Here is a 6,084-nt window from a genome sequence, read left to right on the forward strand (position 1 = left end):
ATCTTTGACTTGTATGAACTCCCACCCTACTACCCTTTGAGGAACGCGAAATTCTAATGTGAAGACTCCGGATACATTACGCTACTCAGGGCCTCTTGGTTGTGTCACTCCTTGGGGAGCTACCCTGCGAAGATTAAAATCTTCACCGATAATTCACTGATAGTACGGCCCGGGTTCTCGGTTCGGAGGATCGTATCTGCTTCTGATGAAATATTATTTCCCCTTCGCCACAAGAAATGTGGTAATGACTGAGTGTGGCATAATTTACATCGCGATGGGAAGAAACTTCGTAGAAGAAGCAGTTCTATCAGCAGAGTCAGTTCAAAAAAAGAACAGTAAAATTCCAATTACAATTTTCACTGACCACAAGATCAGCAAGGACGTATTTGATAATGTTATTGTGGTAGATGATCCGGATTATGGATTTCGTGATAAAATAAACTATCTACGAAAATCGCCCTACGAAAAGACTATATTTTTGGACACAGATACGTACGTTGCCGGAGATATCTCAGAATTATTTAGTATACTCGATAGATTTGATATTGGCGCAGCACATAATAATGATCATCAAAGGCGCGAAGCAAACGAAGTAGCGTTAGTTCCGGAATCGTTCCCTGAGTATAATACGGGTGTTATCACCTTTCGGACTGATGCTGTACAAAATTTATCGAAAGAGTGGAAGGAAGCATATAGTATGGAGCATTCTCATGATCAGCCATCATTCCGGAAAGCTGTATACGAATCTGACCTAAGGCTGGCCACGATTCCCCCGGAATATAATTGCCTGTTTAGATATCCTGGTCATTCCGTCGGAGAGGTGAAGATCTTTCACGGTCGCCTCCTCGACTTCGATACTGAAGGGGCAGGAAAGTATTACGAGATAGATGAGGCTGTGTCTAGCATAAATTCTGAGACAGGGTCACGGATTTTCTACCCTCGTTCAACAGGTGGGTACTCAGTCAAGCCATCACGGACCTTGCCCCGAAGAATTCGACTTTCGATCAAAGAGCGCGGCGTCATCGGGACGGTGAAGCGGGCGGTCAGGATGGCACTTGGGATCCTTGTCTGATTATTCAAGAAAACTTCCAAGCAGAGTCCTTCAAATCTGACATTGGGTGATGACTACTCTACTCCGCATCATATATTACATATGGCCACGCACTATTATGCTAGAACAACTACTTCAAATGAACGTTCACCGAGCTCTCAGATATGGTAAATATTTACCTGAGTCGCTTAAGTACGCAGCAGGAAATGCCTTTTCCAAATTACAACAATTTAGAGGGGAAAATTATGTTGAGGTCACTTGGGAAGGCCACCATCTACGCTTTGGGTACTGGGATCGTGTCACTCTAGGCGTTGCAAACCGTGCGATAACCGATGGGATGATCGGACACGAGATGGTTCCGATAGGAGCCCTCCGAGTAAACAATTCTCGGGATGCTATCTTGGATATAGGTGCTCATATGGGAATTTACACAGTTATTTTGGCTTGTTTAAATACAGAACAGCAAATTCATGCATTTGAGCCGGATTCATATAATGTAAACACACTTCGGAAAAATATCAGTTTGAATGATTTTGAGGAGCATCGTATAGACGTACATCAAGCTGTTGTGAGTAACTCCTCAGGAACCATAGATTTCTATACTGATCCTTCAGCTATCGGTACTACGAGCCACACCGTCCAGCCAACAGATAGCCACAGCAGCCATACGCGACATAGCATAAATTCCATCAAAGGCAGCAAATTTTGTTCTGAACACGAAATTGTAAAACCCTGGGTGAAGATCGACGCCGAGGGTGTCGAACTGCAGATATTGCAGGATTTGTTGAACTCCGATGAGATCGAGTCAGTCGCAGGGTTCGTTGAACTTCATTTAAATAGAAAGAACGTCTCTCGGGAAAAGTTCAGACAAATACTGGAGAATCATGATTACGAATACGATGAGATAAAAAATAAACTTGAGGACACTAACCCCGGATATCTGATCGAGCCTAAATAAATAAGCATAGATTGACAGAAACCGCACATGTGTGCATCAAGTGGAATTCTGATATCACGCTTTCACAGCGTTCTTATGTGAGTCATTACGAAGTCCAGCGCTTAAAAATAGCCGTCCACGGTTCAGAACTTAATTCTTGTCAACTGGAAAATTGTATCGGATTGGTGTACCTCTATTCCGGATGATTTGATATCACACTTTCTTTGTGTTTTGATGGACAAAATTGTTCGCTATCTGTTCAATACGAAGGAATTTAAAAAAATTGCCGACTGCCGCGGGTAGTGTTTAGTTTGGAGCATTGTGCCAGCGAGCGAAACTTTGGAGCCAATTTTCAGCAGTGTCTGGTTCGACGTGACTGAAACAGTTTGAGAACGAAGAAGTTCGACGTTTTACCTCTCGGAAGGTACGTTCGACAGCATTCCGATTTCCATGTCGTTCGGTTTGAAATCGGAGCCCTGCTCGGTGAAGCGCGGCTTGGAGGTGGTTTGCACCATCAACAAGAAAAATGGCGTCTTCGACATTGCGTCTCTGGCGAAGTTCTCGCAGAAATATTTCGGTAAGAGCGGTTGTCGTGGTTGAAAACAGCCGCAGGTGGGGCAATTCGTTTGTGTCTGGATCAGCAGCAGCGTACAGCCAGTACTGCTGATTGTTGATGCGAATCACTGTTTCGTCAACCGCAACCTGATTCGGAGTTTTGCCACTAGTCGGCTGTAGATCGGCTTTCTGTACCCAGTCGTGCACCGCCTTTCGAGAGCGTTGGACACCCAACTCATCAAGAACAGAGATGGTATTCGAAAGTAATAGTCCCGCCAAATGCATCTGAATACCAAGCTTTATCACGGGCTCGGGTGTCCGCTTGCGCTCCACAAAATCCAAATCAATCCAGTCGCTATTACCGCTGAGGCGGCTGATTTTTGACATAGGCACCACAAAATCGGTCCGCCTCACTTTTTATGCTTAACTAAACACCGCCCTGCCGCGTAAATGGTTATATAAGCGGATAGGCCGGTACTCCTTCTGGTCTGGACTGGACCCCAGCGAGTTCACAATGTGGAGACGCAAGACAGCCCTCATAAATTGGATACGTGATTTTGGCCCCGGTCACATCCCAGGTTACAAAGATACTATTATGTAATTAGTAGAATTTCACAAAATTCTGTGAGCTTGAATTGGTTGGGAAGGTCAAGCCCACCCTGTTGTGGGCGGACGACGACTGCCCCCAGTGTCAATTAAATATTCCAATATAAAGTTGTGATTATAAGTACATATTATTGGGACTTGTCCCGTTGTTGTTCATACCTGGCGAAACAGCCAGTAATTGGGTGTCTATCGTCGATCCTTGTAGGGACGTACGTTCGGTCTCTGTGCGGCCGGTTCAGTATGATGAAAAAGTGAATTTTCACCAATGCGAGGAAGCGCTACGAATCGGATGTTTGCAGAACAATCGGCTCAGGCTGGGTGCTGACAGTCTCAAGAAGGCATTTCTCGCAGACCCATCTATCATTTAGTTTCCTGAAAGGGCCATCTGATTGGCACTGCGGACACTTGCGTTTGACTGGCATATATATGAGAAGGTGTAACGTGGATAAAGTTATGAAAATGCTACTTATGTTAGGATGAGCGCACAATCAGGCCTACAGTTGTTCCTCAAAGTATCCAATGGATTTCGCGAGACCATCACGGAGTGACACGGTCGGCTCCCAGCCGAGTTCGGATCGAGCCTTCGAGATATCGGGCCTGCGCACTTGCGGGTCCTGCGGCGGAAGCTCCTCGTGGGTAATGTCGCTGTCGCTCCCGGTGACATCAATCACGACCTGTGCGAGTTCGTTGATCGTCCGCTCGTCGGGATTACCAATGTTGACCGGTTCTTGGACATCGGACTCGAGCAGCGCAACCAGACCGTCGATCATATCAGATACATAGCAGAACGCCCGAGTCTGCTCGCCGTCGCCGTACACGGTCAGGTCCTCGCCTGTCAACGCTTGGCGGACAAAATTCGGGATTACACGGCCATCGTCCAGTCGCATCCGCGGCCCGTAGGTGTTGAAGATACGCGCCACACACACATCGAGTCCGTGCTGGTCGCGGTACGCTCGGACGAGAGATTCGCCGTAGCGCTTGGATTCGTCGTAGCACGACCGCGGCCCATACGAGTCCACGTTGCCGCGGTAGTCCTCGGGCTGAGGATTTACCTCGGGGTCGCCGTAGACTTCACTCGTCGAGGTGAACAAGTACTTGGCGTCCTTTTTCTTGGCTAGTCCGAGCGTCTTGTGTGTACCGAGCGCACCGACTTTCAGTGTCTTGATGGGGTGATCCCGGTAGAACACCGGCGAGGCGAGGCTCGCCAAGTGTAAGACAGCGTCCAGATCTCCCGAGACGTGGATGAACTCCGTCACGTCGTGATCGTAAAACGAGAAGCGCTCGTTCTCGAAGGCATCGTCAAGGTTCTCGGTCTGCCCGCTCACACGGTTGTCCATCCCAATGACTTCGTGGCCCTCGGCGAGCAGCCGGTCGGTGAGGAATGAGCCGAGGAAGCCAGCTGCCCCAGTGACAAGGATACGACTCATGCGGACTGCTCCTCCAAGATTCGCTCGACCGCCTCATTCATCTCGCCGTCGTCGTGCCGGAGCGCCATCTCGATATTCGCCTGCAACCAACTTGGGATATTCCCGATGTCGTACCGGTCGCCGTCGAGTTCCACACCGCGTACCGAGTCGAGTTCACGGATTGCATCAGTGAGCTGAAGTTCGCCGCCAACACCTTTCTCAACGCGCTCCAGCTGCTCGAAGATCTCTGGTGTCAACACGTACCGCCCTGTAATAGCGAGGTTCGACGGCGCCTCCTCCTGAGAGGGTTTTTCGACGAAGTCATCGACTGGGAAGCTATCCTTGGTTGATGCGCCATCTTCGACGTCCGCCACGCCGTACGAGGGCACATCCGCCCACGGGACGCGCTCCAGTGACAGGACGGATTCTCCGTGTTCTTCGGCTGCGTCGATGAGCGTCTCTGTGCACGGCGTCCCGCTCTCGATGATTGTGTCGCCAAGCAGGAGCGCAAACGGCTCGTCGCCGACGTGTTTGCGCGCGTACCGGACCGCATCGCCGAGGCCATCGCGTTCCTTCTGGCGGACGTAGTGAATGTCCGCAAGATCCGCAATATCACGTACGCGACCAAGCCGGTCAAGCTTCTCATCCTCTTTCAGTGCTTCTTCAAGCTCGTAGGACTTGTCGAAGTGGCGCTCGATTGCCTGCTTGCCCCGGCCCGTGATAATGAGAATGTCGTCGATACCGGCCTCAACGGCCTCCTCGACGACGTACTGGATTGTCGGCTTGTCCAGTACGGGCATCATCTCCTTCGGTTGTGCCTTTGTCACCGGCAGGAATCGCGTGCCAAACCCAGCCGCGGGGATAACCGCTTTCTCAACCTTCATTATTCCAATAGCGCGGCCTCCAGTAGATACATTTTATCATTGAATGGGATGATAGGGTATTCGACTTCGCTGATGAGCGTGGATTGAATCTAGTTTTTATACATAAAGTATAAATCAACAAGCGAGTTTTATAGACTATATTACATATAAATGGTGGAAAAGCAATTGACGAAATGAAATATGTGTTGTTTGATTGTGGTGATGCCCTTCACTTACGAGTGAGGGCAGTTACTACTCATCCTAGCTTCATACCTCACCCGGGCACAGATACCACACCGGAGAACATCAATAGATAAAAGACAGGCCAGCGATGCTATTTGTATCATATGGATATTGAGTCAAAGCTTACAGACCGGCTAGTTTTTATCACCGGAGCCGACGGGTTCGTCGGATCACATCTGGTCAACCGGTTGGTTGACTGCGGTGCAGATGTCCACGTCTTCGTGCGCGCCACCTCCAGCGGCGAGCTCAACAACATCCGTCATCGCAGCGACGACGTAACGGTCCACCGAGGCGACCTTCGGGACCATCTGTTCTAGTTTAGTGGAGAAATACCACGCAATCTGCTGATTGGAGACCGTCGCAACTACCTGTCTGAGAAACCCGGTGGGAGTTATGCCCTACTCACCACCGGATTCGGTGATT

6 protein-coding genes are annotated in these 6,084 nt (G+C 49.3%); 3 read left to right on the forward strand and 3 right to left on the reverse strand.

The genetic code is table 11. The features are described 5' to 3' along the window. Positions 1 to 244 precede the first annotated feature (244 nt). Together ACMGFM_RS16465 and ACMGFM_RS16470 are read left to right on the forward strand one after the other, a co-directional pair. Positions 245 to 1,072, forward strand: a complete 828-nt coding sequence (locus ACMGFM_RS16465; protein ID WP_436903774.1) for a glycosyltransferase — start codon at positions 245 to 247, stop codon at positions 1,070 to 1,072. Between the two features lie 97 nt (positions 1,073 to 1,169). Then, positions 1,170 to 2,009, forward strand: coding sequence for an FkbM family methyltransferase (locus ACMGFM_RS16470; protein ID WP_436903775.1), 840 nt, complete (start codon positions 1,170 to 1,172; stop codon positions 2,007 to 2,009). A 285-nt stretch (positions 2,010 to 2,294) separates the two neighbouring features. Here the strand turns inward: ACMGFM_RS16470 and ACMGFM_RS16475 are convergent, their stop codons facing one another. The 3 genes from ACMGFM_RS16475 to galU form a co-directional block, all read right to left on the reverse strand. Next, a complete protein-coding gene (locus ACMGFM_RS16475; RefSeq protein WP_436903776.1) occupies positions 2,295 to 2,930 on the reverse strand; it encodes an IS6 family transposase in 636 nt (211 codons plus the stop codon). Positions 2,931 to 3,643: 713 nt separating this feature from the next. Continuing rightward, positions 3,644 to 4,576, reverse strand: a complete 933-nt coding sequence (locus tag ACMGFM_RS16480) for a UDP-glucuronic acid decarboxylase family protein (protein ID WP_436903777.1) — start codon at positions 4,574 to 4,576, stop codon at positions 3,644 to 3,646. After that, positions 4,573 to 5,439: a UTP--glucose-1-phosphate uridylyltransferase GalU gene (galU, locus tag ACMGFM_RS16485; protein ID WP_436903778.1), complete on the reverse strand. Its 867-nt coding sequence runs from the start codon at positions 5,437 to 5,439 to the stop codon at positions 4,573 to 4,575. The genes ACMGFM_RS16480 and galU overlap by 4 nt, the downstream gene beginning before the upstream one ends. 326 nt (positions 5,440 to 5,765) lie before the next feature. On the opposite strand from galU, the gene ACMGFM_RS16490 reads away from it, so the two are divergent. Beyond that, positions 5,766 to 5,978 (forward strand): GDP-mannose 4,6-dehydratase, encoded by a 213-nt coding sequence (locus ACMGFM_RS16490; protein WP_436903779.1) that lies wholly within the window; start codon positions 5,766 to 5,768, stop codon positions 5,976 to 5,978. Positions 5,979 to 6,084: the final 106 nt, after the last annotated feature.

The sequence above is a fragment of the Halovenus halobia genome (genome assembly GCF_051414135.1).
GTDB lineage: Archaea > Halobacteriota > Halobacteria > Halobacteriales > Haloarculaceae > Halovenus > Halovenus halobia.

Excerpts from the sequence above, each read along its gene's own strand:
- ACMGFM_RS16465 (WP_436903774.1), top strand. The coding sequence starts at position 245 with ATGACTGAGTGTGGCATAATTTACATCGCGATGGGAAGAAACTTCGTA.
- ACMGFM_RS16470 (WP_436903775.1), top strand. The coding sequence starts at position 1,170 with ATGCTAGAACAACTACTTCAAATGAACGTTCACCGAGCTCTCAGATAT.
- ACMGFM_RS16475 (WP_436903776.1), bottom strand. The coding sequence starts at position 2,930 with ATGTCAAAAATCAGCCGCCTCAGCGGTAATAGCGACTGGATTGATTTG.
- ACMGFM_RS16480 (WP_436903777.1), bottom strand. The coding sequence starts at position 4,576 with ATGAGTCGTATCCTTGTCACTGGGGCAGCTGGCTTCCTCGGCTCATTC.
- galU (WP_436903778.1), bottom strand. The coding sequence starts at position 5,439 with ATGAAGGTTGAGAAAGCGGTTATCCCCGCGGCTGGGTTTGGCACGCGA.
- ACMGFM_RS16490 (WP_436903779.1), top strand. The coding sequence starts at position 5,766 with ATGGATATTGAGTCAAAGCTTACAGACCGGCTAGTTTTTATCACCGGA.